This window comes from Streptomyces flaveolus (assembly GCF_044765825.1).
Taxonomy (GTDB): domain Bacteria; phylum Actinomycetota; class Actinomycetes; order Streptomycetales; family Streptomycetaceae; genus Streptomyces; species Streptomyces flaveolus.
The window spans coordinates 97106-120592 of record NZ_JBIWKU010000010.1; the positions used below are offsets into that span (position 1 = coordinate 97106).

Genomic DNA, 23487 nt, shown 5'->3' on the forward strand with positions numbered 1-23487 from the left:
AGCCCGGATTAGACTACTAAGAGTGATAGTGGAGTGCGGGACTCCCCGGCGTTCGTCTCCCGTTCTCCTTCCCGCCCGCTTTCCCGCCGTCAGCTCCCGTGGTCTCCGCCGTCGCCGCGCGCGGGAAAGCGGGACTCGTTGCGATCGATCTTCGCGTCCAGCGCGGCGAGCGGGTCGATGCCGAGCACCTCGCAGAACTGGAGCAGATACGCCAGGACGTCGGCGACCTCGTCCCGGACGCGGTGCGCGGACTCGGGGTCGTCCATGACGCGGGCCGACTGCTCGGGCGTCAGCCACTGGAAGATCTCGACGAGTTCGGAGGCCTCCACGCTGAGGGCGGCGACCAGGTTCTTCGGGGTGTGGTACGGCTGCCAGTTCCGTGCGGCGGCGAACTCGGCCAGTCTGCGCTGCAACGCCGCCAGGTCCGGGGAAGGCCGGGGGTGATCGGTCACGGACTCAGGTGTACCACCGTGACGCCCGGTGCCGCCGTCCAGGAGGCGTCCGCGACGGCGCCGACGAGGCGGATGTGCCCGCGGTCGCACATCCGGACCGCCAGCCGGAGGAGTTCGGCGCGCTGACGCACGTCCAGGCCGCGGTCGAGGCCGTCGGCGAGCACGGTGAGCGCCTGCAGCGCGGCGGGCACCTCGCCGGCCGGGTCGACCTCCAGGACGCCGGGGCCGGTGAACAGCACGAGCGCGAGGGCGAGGTAGCGCAGTTCGCCGTAGCCGAGGCGCGGGAGGCCGGTGCGGATGCCGTCGCCCCGGTCCAGCAGCGCGCGGACCACCCCGCCGGCGAGCGGTTCGGCCAGGACGTCCTCGACCGGGCCCGCGCATCCGGCGCGTACCGCGGTGACGAACTGGGCGTGCCGGCGGCCGCACTCGACCCGGGTGCGCCACAGCACGTCGGCGAGGTTGTCGCAGCCGCCGAGCAGCCGGCCGGAGCCGGTGGGCACGGGCTCGCGCATCCTCGCGGGGCGCGGGTCGCAGGCGAAGACGGAGCGCAGGGCGACCACCGTCTGCTCGGCCGCTGCCAGCACCCTGCGCTCTCCGTCGGTCCTGCCGGCCACGCGCAGCGGCAGCAGCGGGGTGCCGAGCCGGTCGTCGGGCAGCGGAGCGCGCGTGACCGGCGCCGACCCGGCCGTGTGCCAGGCGGCCTGCACGGCACGCCGGCCGGGGTCACGCAGGGCGGTCTGCAGCAGGACGAGTCCGCCGGCCGTCAGCCGCTCCCCCACGATGCGCAGTTCGGGCTCCGCCTGCACGACCACGTCGAGGCGTACGGGGCCCTCGGGTCCGTCGACCGTGCAGCCGATGCGGAAGCCGCGGCGCCGCTGGGCGTCGGGCCGGGCCCGCTCGGGGACGCAGGCGACCGGGTCGGGGAAGACCGTGCCGAGTTCCGCGCCGCCGCCGAGCCGGGCGAGCGCCTCGTACGCCCGCAGGGCGCTGGTCTTGCCGCAGCCGCTGGGCCCGGCGAGCAGGGTGAGGGGCGCGAGCGGGATCCGGGCACGCCGGTGCCGGGCGAACGCGGACAGCCGCAGTTCCGTGACGCGCGGTCGGTCCGGGTGCGCGGGGACGGGGGCGGGGGCGGCGAACGCCGTCGACGCGGGTGACACGGCCATGTCCGGACCGTAGAGCTCCGGATTCCGGGCGAACCGTTCCGCCCGGGCGACGTTCCCACGATCGGGGGACGGGCCCGTCAGGCCGGGAGCGGGTGTCACACGTCGGGGCCCGCCGGACCCTCGCCGCACCGGCTCCCGGCCCGGGGGCCGTCACATCCCGGGAACTCCGGCCGCGCCCTCCATCAGGCCGTTCACCTCTGTCCCGGACGGGGTCAGCAGGAACACGTTGCGGTCGACCCGGTGCATGCCGCTGGCCAGACCGAAGACGACGCCCGTGCTGAAGTCCAGGACGCGCTTGGCGACCTCGGTCTCGGCGTTGGTCAGGTCCAGGAGCACCGGGATACCGGACATCAGTGTCTCGGCGACCTCGCGGGCGTCCGCGAAGACGTTGACCCGCAGGACGACGAAGCGCCGCCGTGCCTCCGTCTCCGCCTCCGGCAGCGCGCGATGACCGACCGACGACGGCCAGGCGTCGCGCCCGCGCAACGGAACGACCTGGGCGAGCCCTTCCCACTGTTCATCGGTGACGTCGTAGCTGTTCACCGGCTCCCCCGATTCCACTCGCCTTCAATGCGTGCACCAGCCAATTCTTACGTCAACTCACCCGTTCGGCCCAACAGCGACACGGTCCGCGACCGTCCCGGCGCTCACCGCCACCCGGAACCGCGGATCCGCGGGGTGAGCCGGGCCGCCCCTGCCGCCGGTGCCGGTGTGCCGCGCAGGTACCCCGGGGCGGCGGTCTTCCCACCGCACGCCGAGCGGTGCCCCTGGCAGGACGAGCAGGCCCGCGCGCCCGCCGATGCCGGTGAACCGCACGCGTCACCCGGGCGGAGCGGCCGCGCGACGGGCTCCCGCTCCGCACACCGAGCGGTGCCCGGGGCGGGACGAGCCCGCTGGTGGCGGTCCGGCGCATGGGGGTCCGGGCGGGGCGGGGCCGGGCTGTCCGGGGCTCTACGCCCGGAGGGCGGTTCGTGGCATGCGGGCCCTCGCCGCCTCGCGTTTACTGAAGCACACACGATGCACGCGCGACGGGCCGCCGGTCCGCGCCGGGAGGTGGGCGGACCATGGGAGGGCCCGTGACGACTCAGCCCCTGCCGCCGCTCGCCCGGCCCGTGCCGGGTTGGCGCCGGACGGCCCGGTGACGGCGCCCGAGAGCCCGTCGGCCGCACCGGCGAACGCCGTCCCGGCCCGGGCCGAGCAGTCCCTGCGGCGCACCCTGCTCAGCCACGGCTACCTGCTGCTGTTGCTGCTGTGCGTGCTGCTCGGCGTTCCCATCGCGCTGGCCTGCTTCTTCTTCGTCGCCCTCCAGCACGAGCTCCAGCACTGGGTGTGGACGTCGCTGCCGGAGGCCGCCGGGTACGGCACCCCGCCCTGGTGGTGGCCGCTGCCCGCGCTGGTGCTGGCGGGGCTGATCCTGGCGCCGATCGTGACCCGGATGCCGGGTGCCGGAGGGCATCTGCCGGTGAACGGGCTGGGCGGCGCGCCCGTCGGGCCGAAGGCCCTGCCCGGCGCCGTCCTGGCCGCGCTGGCCACCCTGCCGCTCGGCGTGGTCCTGGGGCCCGAGGCCCCCCTGATGGCCGTCGGCAGCGGGCTCGCCCTGCTCGCGGTGCGGCGGGCGGGCGCGCACGCGGATCCGAGGGCGAGCGCGATCCTCGCGACGGCGGGCTCCACCGCCGCGATCTCCACCATCCTCGGCGGCCCGGTGGCGGCGGCCGTCCTGCTCATCGAGGGCGCGGGCCTCGCCGGCGCCCGGATGGTCGCCCTGCTGCTGCCCTGTCTGCTGGCCAGCGCGACGGGCGCCCTGGTCTTCACCGGCTTCGGAAACTGGACCGGCCTGGACATCGGCGCGCTGTCCCTGCCCGACGTGCCGCCGAACACCGCCCCCGACGCCGGCGACTTCCTGTGGGGTATCCCGACGGCGGCGCTGATCGCGGTGCTGATCACGCTCGCCCGCGCGCTGGGCCGCCGCACCGTCACCTGGACGGAACACCGCACGGCCGTCCGCATCGTCCTGTGCGCCACGGCGGTCGGTGTCTGCATCGCCGCCTACGCCCTGATCACCGGCCGTTCGCCGGCGGAGGCGGCGCTGTCCGGGCAGGCGGCTCTCGCCCAGCTCGCCGCGCATCCGCACGCCTGGTCGGTGGGCGCGCTGGTCGCGCTCGTCGCGTGCAAGGGACTGGCGTGGGGCATCGCGCTGGGCAGTCTGCGCGGCGGTCCGATCTTCCCCTCCGTGCTGCTGGGCACGGCGACGGCCCTGGCCTGCTCGGGCCTGCCCGGCTTCGGCGTCACACCGGCCCTCGCCCTCGGCATCTCCGCCGCCGCGGCCGCGGTGACGGGGCTGCCGCTGGCCGGCTCGGTACTGGCGGTCCTGCTGGTGGGCAGGGACGCGCACGACCAGATGCCGCTGATCGTCGTCGCGTCGGTGGTCGCCTTCATCGTCGCCCAGGCGGTCCGCCGGAACCCGCCGGAGACGGAGGCGGCGCAGGCGCCGGTGCGACCGGGGCCGGACCGCGGGGCGGAGCCGGATCCGCGGCCGCGGGCCGACCCCGGGGCGGAGCCGGACCGGTGACCGGTCGCGGGGGCGGCGGGCGGGAGCACCGGGCCGGGTCCGGCGCCTCGTCGCGTTCGGCGCGGGTTTGGCTGGTGCGGGTCTGCGCGGCCGCCGGCCTGGTCGTGGCCTACTTCCTGCTGCCGCTCGACCGGCTGGGCCCCCACCGCCCCGTCCTGAGCTGGCTCCTGTTCGCCCTGGCCCTGGCGGTCGTGGCAGCGCTGCTGCTGCGGCAGATCCGCCATGTCCTCACCGGCCGCACGGACACCCATCCCGGCGTGGTCATCGCCCTGCTGATCCTGCTCTCGGTGCACGTCTTCGCCGCGACCTACTACGTCCTGGCCAAGCAGCCCGGTGAGTTCATCGGGCTGCGCACCCGGGTCGACTCCCTGTACTTCACCGTCGTCACCCTCGCCACCGTCGGCTACGGGGACATCACCCCGCACGGCCAGACGGCGCGGGTCGTGGCCATCCTGCAGATCCTCTACAGCTTCGTCTTCCTCACCGCCGCCGGCACGGCACTGGGCCAGCAGCTGCGTTCGCGGGTGGTCCGGCGCACCGACGACAGCCCCGCCCGTGACGACCCGCCACCTCCCCCTCCGCCGCGGGCGTGAGGAGATCTTCGCCACGTCGCGCGAGGACGGCGGCACCGTACGAGGGAGCACCGGCGCGGAATGTTCCCGCGGCCACCGGCCCGGCGGGGGCCGCCCGCGGGGAGGCCTGCTTGTCACCACCCTCGCGGGCGCACTACTGTCGCCACGCCTTGGTGAACGGGAAATCCGGTGAAGTACCGGTGCGGCCCTCGCCACTGTGATCGGGAAGTCCGGCTCCAGCCCACTGACGGGCAGCCACTGGGTCCTTGGGACCCGGGAAGGCGGAGTTCGGGCGGTGGTACCCGTCAGCCAGGAGACCGGCCAAGGCGCGTCGTCCATCCACGAGGTGCTGGAGAGGGTCTGCTGAGCCATGCACATAGCCGAGGGCTTTCTGCCTCCGGCGCACGCGATCGCCTGGGGTGTCGCGTCCGCGCCGTTCGTCGTCCACGGAGTACGGTCACTCACCCGTGAGGTCAGGGAACATCCCGAGAGCACGCTGCTGCTCGGGGCGTCCGGAGCCTTCACGTTCGTGCTGTCGGCCCTGAAACTGCCCTCCGTCACCGGGAGTTGTTCGCACCCCACGGGGACCGGTCTGGGCGCCATCCTGTTCCGGCCGCCCATCATGGCGGTCCTGGGCACGATCACCCTGCTCTTCCAGGCACTGCTGCTCGCCCACGGCGGTCTGACCACGCTCGGCGCCAACGCCTTCTCGATGGCGATCGCCGGCCCCTGGGCCGGATACGGCACCTACCGCCTGCTGCGCCGGTACGGGGCACCGCTGATGGTCACGGTGTTCTGCGCGGCGTTCGCCGCCGACCTGTCCACCTACTGCGTCACCAGCGTGCAGCTCGCGCTGGCCTTTCCCGACCCGAGCAGCGGATTCCTGGGCGCGCTCGGCAAGTTCGGGTCCATCTTCGCCGTCACGCAGATCCCGCTCGCGGTGAGCGAGGGCCTGCTCACGGTGGTCGTGATGCGGCTGCTGGTGCAGTCCAGCAAGGGCGAGCTGACCCGGCTGGGCGTACTGCCGGCGGGCACCGGCGAGCGTGGGGAGGCGGTCGTCCGATGAGCCGCAACACGAAGATCAACGTCCTGCTGCTGGTCGCGGTGGCCGCGCTCGCGGTGCTGCCGCTGGTGCTCGGTCTCGGCGACCACAAGAAGGAGCCGTTCGCCGGTTCCGACGGCGAGGCGGAGACCGCGATCACGGAGATCGAGCCGGACTACGAACCGTGGTTCTCGCCGCTGTACAAGCCGCCGTCCGGGGAGATCGAGTCCGCGCTGTTCTCCCTGCAGGCGGCGCTCGGCGCGGGCGTGCTGGCCTACTACTTCGGTCTGCGCCGGGGACGCCGGCAGGGCGAGGAGCGGGCGGCCCGGCAGGCCACGCACACGCCCGAAGGGGACTGAGTGCTGCCCATCGACGCGGCGGCGCACAGCAGCCGGTGGCGCCACCGCCACCCCGTGGACAAGGCCGTGCTCGGGCTGGGCCTGACCGTGCTCGCGATCTCGCTGCCGCCCTGGCCGGGCGCGGCACTGGTGCTGGTGGCGGCGCTGGCCGTGCTGCTCGGCCCGGCGGGTGTGCCCCGGCGGCGGCTGTGGCGGGCGTACCGGGTGCCGCTGGGGTTCTGCGTGACCGGCGCGCTGCCGCTGCTGGTGCGGGTCGGGGGCCCGGACGGCTTCGTGGGCGCGGCGGACGGCGGAGCGGTGCGCGCCGGGGAGCTGCTGCTGCGCACGTCGGCGGCGTCCCTCGGGGTGCTGCTGTTCGCGTTCACCACGCCGATGTCCGACCTGCTGCCCCGTCTGGTGCGGGCCGGGGTGCCCGCGCCAGTGGTGGACGTGGCGCTGGTGACGTACCGCATGAGCTTCCTGCTGCTGGACTCCGTGCGCCGGATCCGTGAGGCGCAGGCCGCGCGGCTGGGGCACACCACCCGGGCCGCCGCCTGGCGTTCGCTCGGCGGGCTCGGCGCCACCGCGTTCGTGCGGGCCTTCGACCGGGCGACGCGGCTGCAGGCCGGGCTCGCGGGGCGCGGCTACGACGGCACGCTGCGCGTCCTGGTGCCCGAGGCCCGGGTCTCCGTGCCCTTCACGGCGGCGAGCGTCACCCTGCTGGCGGCGCTGGCCGCCCTCACCTTCGTACTGGAAAGGCCGTTGTCGTGAACGAGCCCGTCGCACCTGCCCTGGTCGCCCTGCGGGACGCGTCGTTCGGGTACGAGGAGGGGCCGGTGGTGCTGAGCGGCCTGGACTTCGAGGTGCGCGAGGGGCGCGCGCTGGCGCTGCTGGGCCGCAACGGCAGCGGCAAGACGACGCTGATGCGGCTGCTCAGCGGCGGACTGCGGCCGCATGCCGGTCAGTTGACGGTCGACGGGCGGCCGGTGACGTACGACCGGGCGGGGCTGACCCGGTTGCGGACCACCGTGCAGCTGGTGGTGCAGGACCCGGACGACCAGTTGTTCGCCGCGTCCGTCGCCCAGGACGTGTCGTTCGGGCCGTTGAACCTGGGGCTGCCGGATCCGGAGGTCCGCTCCCGGGTCGAGGAGGCGCTCGCCGCGCTGGACATCGCCGCGCTGGCCGACCGGCCCACGCATCTGCTGTCGTACGGGCAGCGCAAGCGGACCGCGATCGCCGGTGCGGTCGCGATGCGGCCCCGGGTGCTGATCCTCGACGAACCGACCGCCGGGCTCGACCCGGACGGGCAGGAGCGGCTGCTCGACACCCTCGACGGGCTGCGGGCGGGCGGCACCACGGTGGTGATGGCCACGCACGACGTGGACCTCGCCCTGCGCTGGTCCGACGACGCCGCCCTGCTCACCCCGTCCGGGGTGCACACCGGCCCCACGGCGCCGACGCTGGCCCGCGCCGACCTGCTCGGCCCGGCGGGGCTGCGGCTGCCGTGGGGCGTGGCTGCGGCGCGGCTGCTGTGCGCCCGTGGGCTGCTGGCGGACCCGGTCGAGGGGCCGCGCACGGCGGAGGACCTGGCGGCCCTGGCCGCGCCGGCCGACTGACCGGCCCGGTGCCGGTCAGTTCGTGGAGTCGCTGTACTCCGCGTCCCGCGCGGGTGCCGGCTCGTCCTCGGTCGGGTGCTGTGCGGCGGCGCGGCGGCCGGGCAGGACGGCGAGGACGATCGCGGTGCCGGCGGCCATGATGATCCCGCCGATCAGGCTGGTCGTGGCGACGCCGTGGGCGAAAGCCTCGTGTACGGCGTCGGCCAGGGCCTGGGCCTGCTGCGGTCCGGCCGACGGCGACTTCGCGATCTGTTCGGCGACCGCGAGCCCGCCGCCGACGGAGTCCTGGGCGGTGTCCAGGGCGGCGGCCGGGAGCCGGCCTCCCACCAGGTCGGCCAGTTCGTCGCGGTAGGCGGTGCCGAGCAGGGAGCCGAGGACGGCGATGCCGAGCGAGCCGCCGAGTTCCAGCGCGGTGTCGTTGGCGCCGCCGCCGACGCCCAGTTCGCTCTCCGGGAAGGAACCCATGATGGTGTCGGTGGCCGGGGAGACGCTGAGGCCGATGGCGAGACCGAGCAGCAGCATCGGGGCCAGGAAGCCGGAGTACGTCGAGCCCTTGTCGACGAGGACGAGCAGGAAGACGCCGACGGTGCCGATCACCATGCCGGACCCGATCATGGCCTTGACGCCCAGCTTCGGGGTCAGCCGCCCGGTCACGGCGGCGCCGACGAACACGGCCCCGGCCAGCGGCAGCAGCCGTACGCCGGTCTCCAGCGCGCCGTAGCCGAGGACGAACTGCAGGAACTGCGTGGAGTAGTAGATGGCGCCGTAGGTGCCGAAGAAGAAGAACAGCACGGCCAGCATCGAGCCGCTGAACGGCCGCTGGAGGAACCTGCGCACGTCCAGCATGGGGTGCGGGTGGCGCAGCTCCCAGGCCACGAAGGCCACCAGGCCGACGCCCGCGACGACGGCCGCGGTGACCGGGCCCGCGCCCCAGCCGAAGTGCGGGCCCTCGATGGTCGCGTAGACCAGGCTGCCGACGGAGACGATGGAGAGCAGACCGCCCACGTAGTCGATGCGGCCCATGCCGGCCGCGCGGGACGGCGGGACGAGGAGCAGCGCGCCGATCACGGCGAGGACCGCGACGGGGACGTTGACCAGGAACGTCGAGCCCCAGGCGTGGTCGCCGAGCAGCCAGCCGGCGACCAGCGGGCCGACGGCGATGGCGAGTCCGGACGTGGCGGTCCAGGCCGTGATGGCGCGGGCCCGCTCACCCCTCGGGAAGATCGCGACGAGCAGGGACAGCGTGGCCGGCATGACGACGGCGGCGCCGACGCCCATGACCGCCCGGGCGGCTATGACCAGCCCGGTCTCGTCGACCAGGCTGCCCATCACCGAACCGCCCGCGAAGATCACCAGGCCGGTGACCAGGGCGCCGCGGCGGCTGTACTTGTCGCCGATCGCGCCCAGCACCAGCATCAGCGCGGCGTACGGGACGGTGTAGCCGTCGATGACCCACTGCAGGTCGCTGCTGCTCAGGCCCAGGTCGCTGGTCATGGCCGGGGCGGCCACGATCAGGGACGTGTTGGCCATGACGACGATCAGCAGGCTCAGGCACAGCACGATCAGGGCCCACCAGCGCCGTGGGTACGGCCCGGTCATCTTCTCGACGGGTGTGGTGGCCAGTAGGGGCATGGGGGCTCCCGGGTACGAGGGCGAGTTAATTGCCCATCGGTGTGCAGACTAGTCTCAGGTTAGTTTCTTGCCCACCGATGTGCAAAACAACTTTGGGGTACCCGCCGATGACCACCACACGCACCCGGATCCTGCGCGCGGCCGAACGCGAACTGGGCCGAGACCCCGACAGCACGCTCGCCGCGATCGCCGAGGCGGCCGGTGTGGCGCGCCGCACCCTGTACGGGCACTTCGCCGGGCGGGCCGCGCTGATCGAGGGGCTCGTCGGGGAGGCCGCGGAGGCGGTACGGCACGCGCTCGACGGCCCCGGCGCTCCGGCCGCCGGCGCGGCGCGGGACGACCCCGCGACCGCCCTGGCCCGCTTCGTCCTCGCCCTCTGGCCGGTCGGCGACCGCTACGGCACGCTCATCGCCCTCGCCCGCCGGGACCTGGGGCCCGACCGGACGAGCGAGCGGATGGTGCCTCTGCTCGCCCCGGCCCGGGACACGCTGGCCGCGATCCTCGCCCGCGGCCGGCGGGAGGGCGTCTTCCGGACCGTCGTCCCGGCCGGTGTGCTCGGCGCGGCCGTCGAGGCGCACCTGCTGGCCCTCCTGGACTGTGTGCGCCGCGGCGCGTGGACCGACGACGGCACCGGCGCGGCCACCGCCGCACTGATCGCGGCGGGCGTCGCCGCCGACACCGCGACGGACACGGCCCGCCGGGCCCGGGACACGCGCGCGGCGCGCGGCCGTCCCGGACGTCCGGCATGAGCGGAGCCGGTCACCCCGGACGGCTCCGTGCGGCGGGGCCGGACCGGACAGCGCGGCAGGCCGCGACGGTGCCGAGCACGGGGTCAGCGGAGCCGGCGGCGGGCGGGCGCGCTGGAAGGGGCAGGGATGGGGAGCGCCCCGCACGGGGATGGATGGGCAGGGCGTCGGCGGGCCGGGGTGCCGACTGGGCGGCGGGCCGGGGTGCCGGATGGGCAGCGGGTGCGGGGTGCCGGCTGGGCGGCGGGGGCGGGGCCGGACAGCGCGCCAAGCCGGGGACGGCGCCGAGCACAGCGTGAGCGCGCCCCGCACGGGAGTGGGCGGGCAGGGCGTCGGCGGGTGCCGGGGGCGGGGCCGGCGAGGGTCAGTCGCCGGGGTCCGGCTTCGGGGGGACCGTCGGAGCCACGGACGCGACGACGGTGCGGGCCCGGTCCTGCGGTACGCCGGCCGCGACGAGTGTGGCGACGGCGGCCCGCGTGCCGTCGTCCTCCAGCGCACCGGTGTTGACCTGCTCCAGCAGGGCGACCGTCATCGCCTCCAGCCCGGCGCTCAGCACGGCGGGCGGCAGGTGGGCGGGGAAGGCGCCGTCGCGCTGGCCGCGCTCCAGGATGGCGGTGACCTCGGCGCGGGCCGGCGTGAGGATCTCGGCCACGCGCTCCGCGCCCAGGTCGTGCCGGGCCAGCGCCAACAGCATCCGGTAGCGGTCGCCGACGGGCCACATCAGCAGCAGGAAGTAGGCGAGCGCGCGCTCGGCCGGTACCTCCGGCCCGGCCCCCTCCCCGGCCGACTCCATCGTGCTGCGCAACACCTCGGAGGCCTCCTCGGCGAGGGCCTCCAGCAGCGCCGCGCGCCCCGGGAAGTGCCCGAAGAGGGTGCGCCGTACGACACCGGCGGCCCGCGCCAGTTCCTCCAGGGTGGTGTCCGGGTTCCGCCCGAGCTCCCGGCGGGCCGTGGCCAGGATGCGCGCCCGGTTGGAGCGCGCGTTGCGTCGCTGCGGCTCACGGGCCACGGGCTTGGACACGGGAGAACCTCGGTGGATCAGTGCGGAGGGACGCGGGGCGGAACGGCGGAGCGCCCATTCTGGCACGGAGGTCTCCCCCGGCCCGATCGCCGCCCTCAGTCCCGCAGGCACCGGTCGACGAACCGGGTGATGCTGCCGTCCACCCGGGCGTCCTCGTCGGCCACCGCCGCCGTGCAGAAGTAGCGGACCTCCTGGAAGTCCAGCTCCATCGCCGGGACGAGACCCGCGTCAGTCCAGGCAGAACTCGTTGCCCTCGGGGTCGGCCATCACGATGAAGCCGGTGCTCATGGGGGGTTCGGGCTCGAAGCGGCGGACCCGCGTCGCGCCCAGCGCGACGAGCCGCTCGCACTCGGCCTCCAGCGCCGCCATCCGCTCCTCGCCCTGGAGTCCGGGGGCCGCCCGGACGTCGAGGTGGACCCGGTTCTTGGCGGTCTTGTCCTCCGGGACCTGCTGGAAGAACAGCCGCGGACCGTTCCCGTCCGGGTCCTCGATGGCCGATCTGCTGTTGCGCTGTTCCTCCGGTACGCCTGCCCGCGCGAGGAAGTCGTCCCACGCGGCCAGCGGGTCGGTGCCCTCGGGCACGTCGACTCCGGGCGGCCCGGGGTGGACGTAGCCCAGGACGTCACGCCAGAAGCTCGACAGCGCCCGGGGGTCGTGGGCGTCGAAGGTGACCTGGAAGTGACGGCTCATCGGGTTGCTCCGTTCGCAGTGAGGTTCCGGCCGGGTTCGTCCGGCCCGTCGAGCCCACCCTGACACCCCTTGCGGTCAGATGCGGTCCGCTTCCCGGAAAGCGACACGAGCGGTCCGGCCGAGCCGTTCGCCATAACGGTGCTAACGGCTCTCAGCTGGGCTTCTCCAAGACGTGCAACTCCCCGCATCGGGACTGACGTTGTCGCTGATTACAAATCATGTTAGCGTCGAAAACAATCCTGGGGCCTGCCCTCGCCGGGTGCCCGACTGTCCGCAAGACGAGAGAGATGGCCGTACCGATGAACCGTTGGACGCTCCTCCGTACCGCCGCAGCCGCGGCGAGCGTGTCGCTCCTCGCCGCATGCGGCGGCAATGCCACCGCTGACGACGAAACGAAGAAGACACCGTCCGCCGGCTCGACGCCCGCGGGCGCCGACGCGTTCACCCTCACCCACGTGGGCGGACCGACCGCCGTCCTGGAGATCGCCGGTCAGCGCATCCTGATCGACCCCACCTTCGACTCCCCCAAGAAGTACAAGTCCGGCATGTCCAAGACGAAGGCCCCGGCCCTCGGCCCGGACAAGCTCGGCAAGATCGACGCCGTCCTGCTCTCCCACGACCAGCACGACGACAACCTCGACGGCAAGGGCCGTGAACTCCTCGCGGACGTGCCGGTCGTGCTCTCCACGCCCGGCGCGCACAAGCGTCTCGGTGACCACATCACCCCCCTGAAGAGCTGGGAGGAGCACGAACTGAAGGCCTCGGGCAGCATCATCAAGGTCACCGCCGTGCCCGCACTGCACGGTCCCGACGGGGTCGACCGCGGGGTGGACGGCGAGGTGACCGGGTTCGTGCTGAGCGGTGAGGGAGTCCCGACCACCTACATCTCCGGCGACAACGCCTCGGTCAAGGTCGCCAAGGAGGTCGGCGATCGCATCAAGAAGGACATCGGTCCCATCGACACGGCCGTCCTCTTCGCCGGTGCCGCCCGCACGCCCGCGATCCTCGACAACGCCCCGCTGACGCTCACCTCGAAGAACGCCGCGCTGGTGGCGAAGGACCTCGACCCCCGCAGGGTGGTCCCGGTCCACACCGACAGCTGGGACATCTACTCCGAAGACATCAAGTCCCTCGTCAAAGCCTTCCGGGACCAGGGCGTCGCCGACAAGCTCGTCGACGTGGAACCGGCGGGACAGAAGAAGGACCTGTCCTGAGGAAGCGGTGGTGATCCACCCTGCCCCTCACCGAAACGGCGCCGGCAGCGCGCCGCACCGCCGCCGTCACGGGGAAAGCTCTCGAGCCAGGCTCTCGATGACGTCGCCGCCGACGGGCGCGGTCCCGGTGAGGGTGCCGACCAGTGCCTGAGCGAGGACGATCCCGTCGGCGATCCGCGTGTCCTCGCGCTCGTCCCCGGTGAGCGCTCCGATCACGGCTTCCCGTACGGAGCGAGAAATCTCAGGAGCGCCGTAGAGCACGGGAAAAGAGAGGGCCATCAGGCACACGCCGACGTTGGCCGTCAGGATCGACTGACCTGCCAGCTCCAGGGGCGCACGCAGCCGGCCGGCGGCATGACAGCGCTCCAGGGCCGACAGAAGCAGGGCCCTGGCCTCCTCGATCGCCGGCGGCCCGGCATCCGGGGCCGGCGTGAACATCAACCGGTACAGATGCGGGTTCTCCAGGGCGAACGAGACATGACTGTCCCAGGCCGTGCGCAGGTCGGCCACCGGATCGTCGGTCATCGGGTTGCGGCGCTTGTTCGCGAGGAAACGCTCGAAACCGATGCACGCGACCGCGGTGAGCAGTCCCTGCTTGTCGCCGAACTGGCGATAGATCTCGGGCATACCGACCTTGGCCCGTTCACAGATGGCCCGGGTCGAGATGGCCAGCGCGTCCTTTGACGCGAGCAGTTCCTCGGTGGCAGCCAGGATGCGCTCTCGTGCCGTCGACATGCCTCGATGGTAACAGCTACGAAAGCATCGCTAACGCCTGGGAGCTGCCCTTTTTCCCGTCATAACACCACGTTGCCAGCATCGCGCTTCACGGCGCTCACGCCACGTGTTAGCGTTGATCACACAGAGAGGGCCCGAGCCGCATCCGCTCCGAGGGCCCCAGGAATCACTCGCGTCACGTTCGGTTCACCTGGACGTCCGCATGCCGCGGACAGCGCCAGCCTCTTCGATCTTTAGGTGGTTAGTTCATGGCTACGACGACTCTGCGAGCACTCACCGGCGCCGACGAGACGCCCGCGTCGCTCGGCAGCGCGACCCTCATCCTGGTCGACTACCAGAACGTCTACACCGGCGGCGTGATGGAGCTGGACGGCTGGAAGCCCGCGCTGGAAGCCGCCGCCGGGCTGCTGGCCGCGGCCCGCCGGGCCGGCGCGACGGTCATCCACGTCCAGGAGGCGGGCTACGACGTGGAGTCCGAGGCCGGACAGATCCACGAGAGCGTCGCGCCGGTCGAGGGCGAGACCGTCGTCGTCAAGGACGTCCCGAACGGCTTCCACAACACGGACCTGGGCAAGCATGTCGACGCCGCCGGGAACAGCGACGTCATCATCGCCGGGTTCATGACCAACATGTGCGTCCTGTTCACGGCGGAGGGCGCGTCCCTGCGGGGCAACCAGCCCACCGTCGTCGCCGACGCCTGTGCGACGCGGCCCCTGCAGACCATGCACGCGGGAGGCACGTCGCTGACCGCCCGGCAGGTCCACGACGGCGCCCTCGCGACGATCACCGACCGGTACGGCATCGTCGTCCCCTCGCTCGCAGGACTGAAGTAGTCCGCCACGCCCGGCGAGCGTTGGCCAGAGTAAAGGTGATCGACAGAGAGGTCTAGACCCCATACGTCTTACCTTCGTCCCGCGCGCCCCCTCATCATCATGAGAACACCACCCAGTTGATGGTCCAGACCATGTTGGGAGATCTCATGGGAAGACGCGCGAGCGCCATCGCCACGATCGGCACGATCTTCGCACTCGCAAGCGCCATGACGCTCGACGCGCTGCCGGTCGCCGCCGCCCCGGACGCCGCTCCCCGCGCGGCGTCCGGGGCGTCCGCGGTGCCGCCGGTCTCGCCGACCCCGCAGTCCCTCACCCGCGCGGGCCGGGACGCCGTCGTGACCGGCCGGGTGCTCGTCGTGGCCGGCGAGGACACGGACGCCGCCGCCCTCGCCCGCCTCGTCGAGGAACTGAAGGCACACGGCGCCGACCGGGTGGACGTCGTCGCCCCCGGGAAGCTCCCCGCGGCCGCCGCCGGCCTGCTCACCCTGCGGCTCGGCCCGGCCACACGGCCCGACATCGAGGCCGCGCTCGGGGACACGGCCGTACCGGACCACGCCGAGGGCTACGCCCTGCACGTCTCGGGGGCCAGGCCCGGCGCGCGGGTCACCCTGGCCGGCACGGACGCGGCCGGCCAGTTCTACGCCGTGCAGACGCTGCGTCAGCTCTTCGTCCGGGCGGGCGACGGCTGGGCGGTGGCGGGCGTGCGGGTCGGCGACTTCCCGTCGATGCCGCTGCGGGGCACCATCGAGGGCTTCTACGGACAGCCGTGGACCCACGCGGAGCGCCTCGACCAGATGGACTTCTACGGAGACGTCAAGGCCAACACCTACATCTACGCGCCCAAGGACGACCCCTACCACCGGGGCAAGTGGCGCGAGCCCTACCCGGCGGACAAACTGGCGGAGCTGGGCGAGCTGGTGGACCGGGCCACCGCCAACCACGTGCGCTTCACCTTCGCCGTCTCCCCCGGAGAGTCGATCTGCTACTCCGACCCGGCCGACCGCGCGGCCCTCAAGGCCAAGCTGCAGGCGCTGTACGACCTGGGGACCCGCGCCTTCTCCATCCCGCTCGACGACATCAGCTACACCCGCTGGAACTGCGAGGGCGACCGGACGGCGTTCGGCGAACCCGGCCGCGAAGCCGCCGCGAAGGCCCAGGTCGACCTGCTCAACGACGTGCAGCGCACCTTCGTCGCCACCCACGAGGGCACCCGGCCGCTCCAGATGGTGCCCACCGAGTACGGCGACCTCACCGACACCGCCTACAAGCAGACCATGCGGAACACCCTGGCCCCCGCGGTCGTGGTGATGTGGACCGGCACGGACGTCGTACCGCCGAAGATCACCGTCGACGAGGCCGACCGGGTGTCGAAGCTCTTCGGGCGCAAGGTCTTCGTGTGGGACAACTATCCGGTCAACGACTTCGGCAACACCAGCGGCCGGCTGCTGCTCGCGCCGTACGACAAGCGCGAGGCCGGGCTGTCCTCGCACCTCTCCGGCATCGTGGCCAACCCCATGAACCAGCCGTACGCCAGCAAGGTCGCCGTCTTCGGCACTGCCGACTTCACCTGGAACGACCGTGCCTACGACGCGCGCACGAGCTGGCCGCGCGCCATGGCCCACCTCGCGGGCGGTGACCGCGAGGCCACCGACGCGCTGCTGGTCCTCGGCGACCTGGAGCACCTGGCCCCGACCTTCGGCGCCACGCCCTGGCAGCCGCAGGCACCCGAACTCGCCCGGCGCGTCCAGCGGTTCTGGACGGCCTGGGACACGGGAGACCGCGCCGAGGCCCTCACGGCCCTGCGCGCCTGTGCGAGGGCCGTCGCCGAGGCCCCGGCCACCATCCGCGGCGGTGCGGTGGAGAAGGGCTTCACCGTCGACGCGGGCCCCTGGCTGGACGCGACGGAGCTGTGGGGCCGGGCGATGGTGACGATGCTCGACGCCCTCGCGGCGCGGCAGGCCGGGGACGAGGCTGCTTCCGGCCGGCTCCTCGCCGAGTCGAACGACCTCCAGCGGCGGGCCCGCGCCGTGCGGGTCGACCCGCCGCGCAATTCCTGGGGCAAGGTCCAGCCCAAGGTCGGCGACGGAGTGCTCGACGCCTTCCTCGTGCAGGCCGACGTCCGGCTCCAGTTGTGGGACGCCGCGGGCGGCGGGGAGAACCTGGCCCTGAAGGGGACGGCGTCCGCGTCCAGCGTGGAGCAGAACCTCGACCGGCTGGCCCCGCGGTACGTCAACGACGGGCTGTTGGGCACCCGTTGGGCCTCCGGCTACTCGGACGACGCGTGGGTGCAGGTCGAGCTCGCCGCCCCGGCGAGGGTCGCGGCGGTGACCCTCGCGTGGGAGAGCGCCTGCGCCAAGCAGTACACCGTCCAGACCTCGCGGGACGGCGTGCACTGGACCACCGCGTCCACCCAGCGCCCCGACGGCTGCGGCAACGACGTCGTCCGGCTCCCCGCCACGGAGGCGGTGCGGTACGTCCGCATGCAGGGCGTCGAGCGGAGGACCACGTGGGGTTACTCGATCCACGAGATGGGCGTCTACGGAGCCCCCGCGTCCTGACGCACGGCGCGTGCCCCGTCGTCCTCCTGCGACGGGGCACGCGCCGTGGCCGTGGTGAACGGCAGGACGAGCCGGGAGGGGTTTGCGGCGTCGCGGTAGATCCTGTGCGTGACGGGACGGGGCGGCGGCCTCACACTCCGCGGGGCTGTCTCGTCGTAGGGGTGACCGACCGCGGGCCCACTTCTCGAGGAGGATGCGATGACGTCGCACGAAACCGACATCGAGGCGCTGCTGGAAGAGCGCGTCGAGGCCTGTCGGACCAAGGACATCGACCGGCTCATGTCCCTCTACTCCGACGACGTCGTCTACTACGACGTCGTTCCTCCGCTCCAGTTCACGGGCCGTGAGGAGGTCCGCCGCAACTTCCTGCGGTGGTTCGACGGTTACGAGGGCCCGATCGGCCTGGAGACGCACGCGCTGACCGTCGCGAGCGGTGACGGGGACCTCGCCTTCGCGCACATGCTCCACCTGGACTCCGGCACGCGCAGGAACGGGGTCCGCATGAGCATCTGGGTGCGCTCCAGCGTCGGTCTCAGACGGTCGGACGGCAGGTGGCTGATCACGAACGAGCACATCTCCGTGCCGATCGATCCGGAGAACTTCCAGGCCTGGTTCCCGCCGGACAGGTGAGCCGGAGCGCCAACTGCGTCCTTCCCCCCTTGCTCTCCCCGGCTGTCAGAGCATGATGAGCAGGCGTGTCTGCGGCTTGAGCTTCCTGTTCACCGAGCGGCTCTGCACGTACACCTCCAGCTTGGGGTTGTTGCCCGCCTTCACGGAGACGGTTCCCTGGATGCCCGTGCCGAACAGGAGGCTGCGTGCCGCGTCCCCCGTGTAGGCGCGGTCGGTGTCCTTCTCGACCACGATGACCTCCTTGTTGGGCTGGACCTGGGCGCGGGCGCCCAACTGGTAGTAGCAGGAGCCGCGTTCGTAGGTGACTCCCGGGTGCGAGTCGACGAACGGGCGGATCTCGATCTCCTTGTCGACCTTCAGGAGCCGGTACTTGTCGGCCGGGATCGGTTCGAGGTTGGCCCGCACGTCGTCGACGGATATGTCCTGGCCGACGGCGAACAGGTTCTTCGTGCCGCGCACGCCCTGCTCGCGGCCCCTCAGGAAGCTGGTGGCGGCGGCCCGCACGGTGCCGATCGCCTCCTCGACGCCCTTCTGGGAGTCCGCGTCCCAGATGGCGATGTTGCCGGCCGGGAAGCCGTAGTTCTGTGCGGTGCGCTTGGCCAGGGAGTTCGGGACGAGGATCGCGGAGGTCCAGTGGCCCGGCAGTCCGCTCATCTTCGCCGCGATCCTGTCGAGCCAGGGGCCGAGGATGGTCATGTCACCGTCGTGCCGCCGGTCGCCGCCGGAGGCGTTCTCCTCGCCGTCCGTCACCACGATCTGGAGGAAGCTGTGCTCGCCGTACTCCTCCCAGATGTGTCCCAGGTCGTCCAGGGACTTGAGGGACGCCTCGATCAGGGCCGTGGCGCCGTTGTTGACCTTGTACAGGCCCCGCATGGACGGCAGGTGCTTCACGTCCATGTCCCAGACCAGGTTCTCCACCCGGTGGTCGAAGGAGTAGAGGCTGATCCGGGTCTCATGGCCGAGGCTGTCCGACTCGGCCTTCAGGCCGGCCACGAACTCGTCGACGACGCGGATGAGTTGGCTCTGGTGCTGACGCATGGAACCCGAACAGTCCACGACCAGCGCGACGTGATTCACCTTGTGCTGGATCCTGTTGGCGGACATGGTTCTGCTCCTTCTCCGAGGCTCCCCGACTGATGCTCGAACACTAGGGGGAGGCACTGACAACGCCGTCTGACACACGATCACCCGCCTCCCACCCGGCCGCCCGTCCGCCGCCGGGCGCGTCACGCGAGTGGCCGCGGCCTATTACGGGCGTGGAAAATGCGCCCGGAAATTCCTCGCCGACGCACCGCATCTGCGATGGAATGCGCCCGATAGCCCTCGTAAATGCGAGGCTGAGTTCTGCGGAGCGGGTGTCCGGTGACCACGGGCCGGACGTGCCCGGCCGTCCCGCGAAGGGCGGCTCGCGCCCTGTGCGGGACCGCGGCGGAAGCCGGCCGGCAGTCGGGCCTTGACCGACAGGCCCGCGGCACCGTATTTTCGACCGGACCGACTCGTGAGCTGCTGGAAGGAGGCGAAGTCGGATGTCGATCATCTCCGACCTGCATCGCCTCGCGCAGCGGACCGTCTGGGTCCCGGGTCGCGTCGCACACGGCTGCTGAACAGCCGATTCTTCCCGGCGTGCCGGATTCACGGCCCCGGTGCCTTCTGATCTCTTCACCCGCCCCCGGCGCGCCCTCGCGCGCTGATTTCCGGACGGGATTCTCACGCTTCAGCTGCGCCACCGAAAGAGAAAGCCCCTGAAATGGCGACGAGCATAATCTGTACGACCGCGCTCCGAAATGAGGATGTGCCATGGTAGAGGCACGGATCACGGTCAACGGGAAGAGCACACCGATTTCCCCGGCCGCACCCCGGACAACGGTCCTGGATTTCCTGCGCGAGCGTGGCCTCACCGGGACCAAGGAAGGCTGCGCCGAGGGCGAATGCGGCGCGTGTTCGGTCCTGGTGGCGCGCCCCGGGGTGAACAAGCCCACCGACTGGGTGGCGGTCAACGCCTGCCTGGTTCCGGTCGCGTCCCTCGACGGTCAGGAGATCGTCACCTCCGAGGGCCTCGCCACCCCCGGTGAACCCGGTACGCCGCCCGCGCTGCACCCGGTGCAGGAGGAGATGGCGGTCCGCGGCGGCTCGCAGTGCGGTTACTGCACGCCGGGGTTCGTGTGCAGCATGGCCGCCGAGTACTACCGGCCCGACCGCTGCGCACACGCGGACACGGACGCCGACGCGGCCGGCGGCACCGACGCCGAGCACGGCCCGAACGGTTTCGACCTGCACTCGCTGAGCGGAAACCTGTGCCGCTGCACCGGTTACCGCCCGATTCGCGATGCCGCATTCGCCGTCGGTGCCCCCACCGAGGACGACCCGCTGGCGCGGCGCCGCGAGCAGTCCCCGCCCGAGCCGGTCGCCACCGAATACACGCAGGGCGACAGCGCGTTCGTGCGGCCGGGCACCCTGGCCGAGGCGGTCCGGCTGCTGCGCGAGCGGCCCGACGCGGTGGTGGTCGCCGGCAGCACCGACTGGGGCGTCGAGGTGAACATCCGCTCCCGCCGCGCGGACTGCGTGGTCGCCATCGACCGGCTGCCCGAACTGCGGGAACTGCGCGTCGAGTCCGATCACATCGAGATCGGGGCGGCGCAGACGCTCACCGAGATCGAACGGCGCCTCGACGGCGACGTGCCTCTGCTGGCGGAGCTGTTCCCGCAGTTCGCGTCCCGGCTGATCCGCAACAGCGCGACCCTCGGCGGCAACCTGGGTACCGGCTCCCCCATCGGTGACAGCCCGCCGGTGCTGCTCGCGCTGGAGGCGTCGCTGGTGCTCGCCGACGCCGACGGTGAGCGGGAGGTCCCGCTGGCCGACTACTTCACCGGTTACCGGCAGAGCGTGCGCCGTCCCGGCGAGCTGATCCGCGCGGTGCGTATCCCGCTGCCGCTGTCGCCCGTCACGGCCTTCCACAAGATCGCCAAGCGGCGCTTCGACGACATCTCCAGCGTGGCGGTCGCGTTCGCGCTCGACATCGAGGACGGCGTCGTCCGCAAGGCACGCATCGGCCTGGGCGGCGTGGCCGCCACCCCGATCCGCGCCCTCGCCACCGAGGCGGCCCTGGAGGGCAAGCCGTGGGTGACGGAGACCGTCGAGGCCGCGGCGCAGGTGCTGCGGGCCCAGGGCACGCCGATGAACGACCACCGCGCCAGCGCCGACTACCGCGCCGCGATGCTCGGCCAGAGCCTGCTGAAGCTGTACGCACAGACCCGTGAGGCGGTGTCGTCATGAGCCATCTGTCCGAGCGACCCGAGAAGCCCGTCGTCGGCGTCTCCATGCCGCACGAGAGCGCCGGCCTGCACGTCACCGGCACCGCGCTCTACACCGACGACCTGGTCCAGCGCACCAAGGACGTGCTGCACGCCTACCCGGTCCAGGTCATGAAGGCCCACGGCCAGATCCTCGCGCTCCGCACCGAGCCGGCGCTCGCCGTGCCCGGTGTGGTGCGCGTGCTGACCAAGGCCGACGTGCCCGGTGTCAACGACGCCGGCATGAAGCACGACGAGCCGCTGTTCCCCGACGAGGTCATGTTCCACGGCCACGCAGTGGCCTGGGTGCTCGGCGAGACCCTGGAGGCGGCCCGGCTCGGGGCGGCGGCCGTCGAGGTGGAACTCGACGAACTGCCCTCCCTGGTCACGCTCCAGGACGCCATCGCGGCGGGCAGCTACCACGGCGCCCAGCCCGTGATGGAGGCCGGCGACATCGACGCCGGTTTCGCCGACTCGGCGCACGTGTTCACCGGGGAGTTCCAGTTCTCCGGCCAGGAGCACTTCTACCTGGAGACGCACGCGGCGCTGGCCCAGGTCGACGAGAACGGGCAGGTGTTCATCCAGAGCAGCACCCAGCACCCGTCGGAGACCCAGGAGATCGTCGCGCACGTGCTCGGCGTGCCCTCCCACGAGGTCACCGTGCAGTGCCTGCGCATGGGCGGCGGCTTCGGCGGCAAGGAGATGCAGCCGCACGGGTTCGCGGCCATCGCCGCGCTCGGCGCCAAGCTCACCGGCCGGCCGGTGAGGTTCCGGCTCAACCGGACGCAGGACCTGACCATGTCCGGCAAGCGGCACGGCTTCCACGCCACGTGGAAGATCGGCTTCGACGCGGACGGCCGTATCCAGGCCCTGGACGCCACCCTGGTCGCCGACGGCGGCTGGAGCCTGGACCTGTCCGAGCCGGTGCTGGCCCGCGCGCTGTGCCACATCGACAACACCTACTGGATTCCCCACGCGCGCGTCGCCGGTCGCATCGCCAGGACCCACACGGTCTCCAACACCGCCTTCCGCGGCTTCGGCGGGCCGCAGGGCATGCTGGTGATCGAGGACATCCTGGGCCGCTGCGCGCCGCTGCTCGGCCTGGACCCCATGGAGCTGCGGGAGCGCAACTTCTACCAGCCGGGCCAGGGCCAGACGACGCCGTACGGACAGCCGGTCACTCAGCCCGACCGGATCTCCACCGTCTGGCAGCAGGTGCTGGACAAGGCCGGCATCGCCGACCGCAAGCGCGAGATCGCCGCCTTCAACGCCGCGCACCCGCACACCAAGCGGGCGCTGGCGGTCACCGGCATCAAGTTCGGCATCTCGTTCAACCTCACCGCCTTCAACCAGGGCGGCGCGCTGGTGCTGATCTACAAGGACGGCTCGGTCCTGATCAACCACGGCGGCACCGAGATGGGCCAGGGCCTGCACACCAAGATGCTGCAGGTGGCCGCGACCACGCTGGGCATCCCGCTGCACAAGGTGCGCCTCGCCCCGACGCGCACCGACAAGGTGCCCAACACCTCCGCCACCGCCGCCAGTTCCGGGGCGGACCTCAACGGCGGCGCGGTGAAGAACGCGTGCGAGCAGCTGCGCGAGCGGCTGCTCCAGGTGGCCGCCTCCCAGCTGGGGGCGAACGCCTCGGACGTACGCATCGTCGAGGGCGTCGCGCGCGCCCTGGGCAGCGACAAGGAGCTGGCCTGGGACGATCTGGTGCACACCGCGTACTTCCAGCGGGTGCAGCTGTCGGCGGCCGGCTTCTACCGGACCGAGGGGCTGCACTGGGACGCGAAGACGTTCCGGGGCTCGCCGTTCAAGTACTTCGCCCACGGCGCCGCCGCGACCGAGGTGGAGGTGGACGGCTTCACCGGCGCGTACCGCATCCGGCGGGTGGACATCGTGCACGATGTCGGCGACAGCCTGTCCCCGATGATCGACATCGGTCAGGTCGAGGGCGGATTCGTGCAGGGCGCGGGCTGGCTGACGCTGGAGGACCTGCGCTGGGACACCAGCGACGGCCCGAACCGCGGCCGGCTGCTGACCCAGGCGGCGAGCACGTACAAGCTGCCGAGCTTCTCGGAGATGCCCGAGGAGTTCAACGTCACGCTGCTGGAGAACGCCACCGAAGAGGGCGCGGTGTTCGGGTCCAAGGCGGTGGGTGAGCCTCCGCTGATGCTGGCGTTCTCGGTGCGCGAGGCGCTGCGGCAGGCCGCCGCGGCGTTCGGGCCGGCCGGTATCAGCCTGGAGCTCGCCTCCCCGGCGACTCCGGAGGCCGTGTACTGGGCGATCGAGGCCGCCCGCAAGGGGGGCGCCCGGGTCGACGGCGATGCCCGTGAGGGCAGCGAGGTCTCCACCGGCACCAGTGCCCTGAGCAATGCCTGAC

General features: G+C 72.5%; 21 protein-coding genes and 1 riboswitch. Of the genes, 13 read left to right on the forward strand and 8 right to left on the reverse strand.

Annotated features, from left to right (window positions below):
- Positions 1 to 89 precede the first annotated feature (89 nt).
- The 3 genes from ACIRG6_RS27555 to ACIRG6_RS27565 all read right to left on the reverse strand — a co-directional run bounded on the left by ACIRG6_RS27555 (position 90) and on the right by ACIRG6_RS27565 (position 2158).
- Positions 90 to 452, reverse strand: coding sequence for a nucleotide pyrophosphohydrolase (locus tag ACIRG6_RS27555; protein ID WP_350715952.1), 363 nt, complete (start codon positions 450 to 452; stop codon positions 90 to 92).
- Entirely contained in the window at positions 449 to 1615 is a 1167-nt protein-coding gene (locus ACIRG6_RS27560; protein WP_403324904.1) for an AAA family ATPase, read from the reverse strand. Before ACIRG6_RS27560 ends, ACIRG6_RS27555 begins: the two co-directional genes overlap by 4 nt.
- A 150-nt stretch (positions 1616 to 1765) precedes the next feature.
- On the reverse strand, positions 1766 to 2158 hold the full coding sequence (locus tag ACIRG6_RS27565) for a cell division protein SepF (protein ID WP_318214802.1): 393 nt from the start codon (positions 2156 to 2158) through the stop codon (positions 1766 to 1768).
- A gap of 595 nt (positions 2159 to 2753) precedes the next feature.
- Here ACIRG6_RS27565 and ACIRG6_RS27570 point away from each other — a divergent pair.
- The 6 genes from ACIRG6_RS27570 (at position 2754) to ACIRG6_RS27595 (ending at position 7752) form a co-directional block, all read left to right on the forward strand.
- On the forward strand, positions 2754 to 4184 hold the full coding sequence (locus ACIRG6_RS27570) for a chloride channel protein (protein ID WP_403324905.1): 1431 nt from the start codon (positions 2754 to 2756) through the stop codon (positions 4182 to 4184).
- A 98-nt stretch (positions 4185 to 4282) separates the two neighbouring features.
- Entirely contained in the window at positions 4283 to 4777 is a 495-nt protein-coding gene (locus tag ACIRG6_RS27575; RefSeq protein WP_364677743.1) for a potassium channel family protein, read from the forward strand.
- Positions 4778 to 4910: 133 nt separating this feature from the next.
- A riboswitch (cobalamin riboswitch) is annotated at positions 4911 to 5096 on the forward strand.
- Positions 5097 to 5126: 30 nt separating this feature from the next.
- Positions 5127 to 5822 (forward strand): energy-coupling factor ABC transporter permease, encoded by a 696-nt coding sequence (locus ACIRG6_RS27580; RefSeq protein WP_239763833.1) that lies wholly within the window; start codon positions 5127 to 5129, stop codon positions 5820 to 5822.
- Positions 5819 to 6157, forward strand: coding sequence for an energy-coupling factor ABC transporter substrate-binding protein (locus ACIRG6_RS27585; RefSeq protein WP_318214800.1), 339 nt, complete (start codon positions 5819 to 5821; stop codon positions 6155 to 6157). Before ACIRG6_RS27580 ends, ACIRG6_RS27585 begins: the two co-directional genes overlap by 4 nt.
- The gene (gene cbiQ / locus ACIRG6_RS27590; protein ID WP_239763831.1) at positions 6158 to 6907 is read left to right on the forward strand and encodes a cobalt ECF transporter T component CbiQ; all 750 of its coding nucleotides are present in this window, start codon (positions 6158 to 6160) and stop codon (positions 6905 to 6907) included. It begins immediately after the preceding gene.
- Positions 6904 to 7752, forward strand: coding sequence for an ATP-binding cassette domain-containing protein (locus ACIRG6_RS27595; RefSeq protein ID WP_403324906.1), 849 nt, complete (start codon positions 6904 to 6906; stop codon positions 7750 to 7752). Before cbiQ ends, ACIRG6_RS27595 begins: the two co-directional genes overlap by 4 nt.
- 15 nt (positions 7753 to 7767) lie before the next feature.
- Here the strand turns inward: ACIRG6_RS27595 and ACIRG6_RS27600 are convergent, their stop codons facing one another.
- The gene (locus tag ACIRG6_RS27600; protein WP_403324907.1) at positions 7768 to 9384 is read right to left on the reverse strand and encodes an MFS transporter; all 1617 of its coding nucleotides are present in this window, start codon (positions 9382 to 9384) and stop codon (positions 7768 to 7770) included.
- A 107-nt stretch (positions 9385 to 9491) separates the two neighbouring features.
- On the opposite strand from ACIRG6_RS27600, the gene ACIRG6_RS27605 reads away from it, so the two are divergent.
- Positions 9492 to 10133 (forward strand): TetR family transcriptional regulator, encoded by a 642-nt coding sequence (locus ACIRG6_RS27605; protein ID WP_403324908.1) that lies wholly within the window; start codon positions 9492 to 9494, stop codon positions 10131 to 10133.
- Between the two features lie 361 nt (positions 10134 to 10494).
- Here ACIRG6_RS27605 and ACIRG6_RS27610 read toward each other — a convergent pair whose 3' ends face one another.
- A complete protein-coding gene (locus ACIRG6_RS27610; RefSeq protein ID WP_365020505.1) occupies positions 10495 to 11151 on the reverse strand; it encodes a TetR/AcrR family transcriptional regulator in 657 nt (218 codons plus the stop codon).
- A gap of 228 nt (positions 11152 to 11379) precedes the next feature.
- A complete protein-coding gene (locus ACIRG6_RS27615) occupies positions 11380 to 11841 on the reverse strand; it encodes a VOC family protein (RefSeq protein WP_403324909.1) in 462 nt (153 codons plus the stop codon).
- Positions 11842 to 12140: 299 nt separating this feature from the next.
- Between ACIRG6_RS27615 and ACIRG6_RS27620 the strand changes: the two genes are divergently transcribed.
- A complete protein-coding gene (locus tag ACIRG6_RS27620; protein ID WP_403324910.1) occupies positions 12141 to 13055 on the forward strand; it encodes an MBL fold metallo-hydrolase in 915 nt (304 codons plus the stop codon).
- 66 nt (positions 13056 to 13121) lie between these two features.
- Here ACIRG6_RS27620 and ACIRG6_RS27625 read toward each other — a convergent pair whose 3' ends face one another.
- The gene (locus tag ACIRG6_RS27625) at positions 13122 to 13790 is read right to left on the reverse strand and encodes a TetR/AcrR family transcriptional regulator (RefSeq protein ID WP_403324911.1); all 669 of its coding nucleotides are present in this window, start codon (positions 13788 to 13790) and stop codon (positions 13122 to 13124) included.
- A gap of 248 nt (positions 13791 to 14038) precedes the next feature.
- Here ACIRG6_RS27625 and ACIRG6_RS27630 point away from each other — a divergent pair, with 248 nt between their 5' ends.
- The 3 genes from ACIRG6_RS27630 (at position 14039) to ACIRG6_RS27640 (ending at position 17811) form a co-directional block, all read left to right on the forward strand.
- Positions 14039 to 14623, forward strand: coding sequence for an isochorismatase family protein (locus ACIRG6_RS27630; protein ID WP_364820058.1), 585 nt, complete (start codon positions 14039 to 14041; stop codon positions 14621 to 14623).
- Between the two features lie 146 nt (positions 14624 to 14769).
- Positions 14770 to 17181 carry a beta-N-acetylglucosaminidase domain-containing protein gene (locus ACIRG6_RS27635; protein ID WP_403324912.1) on the forward strand — a complete coding sequence of 804 codons (2412 nt, stop codon included), beginning with the start codon at positions 14770 to 14772 and terminating at the stop codon, positions 17179 to 17181.
- Between the two features lie 198 nt (positions 17182 to 17379).
- Entirely contained in the window at positions 17380 to 17811 is a 432-nt protein-coding gene (locus ACIRG6_RS27640; protein WP_364677665.1) for a YybH family protein, read from the forward strand.
- 45 nt (positions 17812 to 17856) lie between these two features.
- Here the strand turns inward: ACIRG6_RS27640 and ACIRG6_RS27645 are convergent, their stop codons facing one another.
- Positions 17857 to 18915 carry a vWA domain-containing protein gene (locus ACIRG6_RS27645; RefSeq protein ID WP_403324913.1) on the reverse strand — a complete coding sequence of 353 codons (1059 nt, stop codon included), beginning with the start codon at positions 18913 to 18915 and terminating at the stop codon, positions 17857 to 17859.
- 693 nt (positions 18916 to 19608) lie between these two features.
- On the opposite strand from ACIRG6_RS27645, the gene ACIRG6_RS27650 reads away from it, so the two are divergent.
- Both ACIRG6_RS27650 and xdhB read left to right on the forward strand, forming a co-directional pair.
- A complete protein-coding gene (locus ACIRG6_RS27650; protein ID WP_364820065.1) occupies positions 19609 to 21084 on the forward strand; it encodes a xanthine dehydrogenase small subunit in 1476 nt (491 codons plus the stop codon).
- A complete protein-coding gene (gene xdhB / locus ACIRG6_RS27655) occupies positions 21081 to 23486 on the forward strand; it encodes a xanthine dehydrogenase molybdopterin binding subunit (RefSeq protein WP_403324914.1) in 2406 nt (801 codons plus the stop codon). Before ACIRG6_RS27650 ends, xdhB begins: the two co-directional genes overlap by 4 nt.
- Position 23487 lies beyond the last annotated feature (1 nt).

Bases quoted from the DNA above. Each gene is read 5' to 3' on its own strand.
- ACIRG6_RS27560 (WP_403324904.1), bottom strand. From the start codon at position 1,615: ATGGCCGTGTCACCCGCGTCGACGGCGTTCGCCGCCCCCGCCCCCGTC.
- ACIRG6_RS27580 (WP_239763833.1), top strand. From the start codon at position 5,127: ATGCACATAGCCGAGGGCTTTCTGCCTCCGGCGCACGCGATCGCCTGG.
- ACIRG6_RS27585 (WP_318214800.1), top strand. From the start codon at position 5,819: ATGAGCCGCAACACGAAGATCAACGTCCTGCTGCTGGTCGCGGTGGCC.
- ACIRG6_RS27600 (WP_403324907.1), bottom strand. From the start codon at position 9,384: ATGCCCCTACTGGCCACCACACCCGTCGAGAAGATGACCGGGCCGTAC.
- ACIRG6_RS27605 (WP_403324908.1), top strand. From the start codon at position 9,492: ATGACCACCACACGCACCCGGATCCTGCGCGCGGCCGAACGCGAACTG.
- ACIRG6_RS27615 (WP_403324909.1), bottom strand. From the start codon at position 11,841: ATGAGCCGTCACTTCCAGGTCACCTTCGACGCCCACGACCCCCGGGCG.
- ACIRG6_RS27620 (WP_403324910.1), top strand. From the start codon at position 12,141: ATGAACCGTTGGACGCTCCTCCGTACCGCCGCAGCCGCGGCGAGCGTG.
- ACIRG6_RS27625 (WP_403324911.1), bottom strand. From the start codon at position 13,790: ATGTCGACGGCACGAGAGCGCATCCTGGCTGCCACCGAGGAACTGCTC.
- ACIRG6_RS27630 (WP_364820058.1), top strand. From the start codon at position 14,039: ATGGCTACGACGACTCTGCGAGCACTCACCGGCGCCGACGAGACGCCC.
- ACIRG6_RS27635 (WP_403324912.1), top strand. From the start codon at position 14,770: ATGGGAAGACGCGCGAGCGCCATCGCCACGATCGGCACGATCTTCGCA.
- ACIRG6_RS27640 (WP_364677665.1), top strand. From the start codon at position 17,380: ATGACGTCGCACGAAACCGACATCGAGGCGCTGCTGGAAGAGCGCGTC.
- ACIRG6_RS27645 (WP_403324913.1), bottom strand. From the start codon at position 18,915: ATGTCCGCCAACAGGATCCAGCACAAGGTGAATCACGTCGCGCTGGTC.
- ACIRG6_RS27650 (WP_364820065.1), top strand. From the start codon at position 19,609: ATGGTAGAGGCACGGATCACGGTCAACGGGAAGAGCACACCGATTTCC.
- xdhB (WP_403324914.1), top strand. From the start codon at position 21,081: ATGAGCCATCTGTCCGAGCGACCCGAGAAGCCCGTCGTCGGCGTCTCC.